The sequence below is a fragment of the Pseudomonas sp. EGD-AK9 genome, assembly GCF_000465935.2.
GTDB lineage: Bacteria > Pseudomonadota > Gammaproteobacteria > Pseudomonadales > Pseudomonadaceae > Aquipseudomonas.
Genome location: NZ_AVOF01000732.1, coordinates 1 through 789 on the forward strand (window position 1 = coordinate 1; position 789 = coordinate 789).

Sequence of the window (789 nt, forward strand, 5' to 3'; positions counted from 1 at the left end):
GGCGCGCCGCGCCCTGCTGGCGCTGCTGCAGGAGGGCCAGGCCCTGCACCTCAGCCTGCGCCTGCGCCAGTCGCGCGACAACGGCGAATACTGGCTGCTGCTGCACGGCGAGGCGGATCGCCCCGGCCATGCCCTCGGCACCCTGCAGAACATCAGCGCGCAGAAGCGCGACGAGCAGGCCCTGCGCGAGAGCGAGCAGCGCTTTCGCCAGCTGTTCGAGCAGACCCCGCGCATCGCCGTGCAGGGCTACGACCGCGAGCGCCGGGTGATCTTCTGGAACCCGGCCAGCGAGCAGCTGTACGGCTACCGCCTGCAGGACGCCCTCGGCCGGCGCCTGGAGGAACTGATAGTGCCGGAGGCCGAACGCCGTCAGGTGGTGGCGGCGATCCAGGCCTGGCACCTGGGCGGACCGGTGATTCCCGCCGCCGAGATCCAGCTGCAGCGCCAGGACGGCAGCCTGGTCTGGGTGTTCTCCAGCCACGTGATGCTGCGCAACAGCCGCGGCCAGGCGGAGATGTACTGCATCGACATCGACCTCACCGAGCAGCGCCGCGCCCGCGACGAGCTGCAGGTGTCCGAGCTGCGCTACCGCGAGCTGGTGCAGGAGATCGACGATGCCGTGTGCCTGACCGACAGCCAGGGCCGCCTGACCTTCCTCAACCCGGCCTGGGATCGCTTGAGCGGGCGCCCCGGCCACAGCTGCCTGGGCCTGCCGCTGGGCGACTACCTGCGGGATCCCGCGGGCGAGCCGCTGCAGGCGACCATCGCCGCCCTGCTCGCGGGCCACCG

1 protein-coding gene is annotated in these 789 nt (G+C 72.1%); it reads left to right on the top strand.

Features of this window, described 5'->3' with window-relative positions:
* The coding region (locus N878_RS23365; protein WP_031303901.1) for a PAS domain-containing protein at nucleotides 1-789 on the top strand (789 nt) is incomplete at both ends.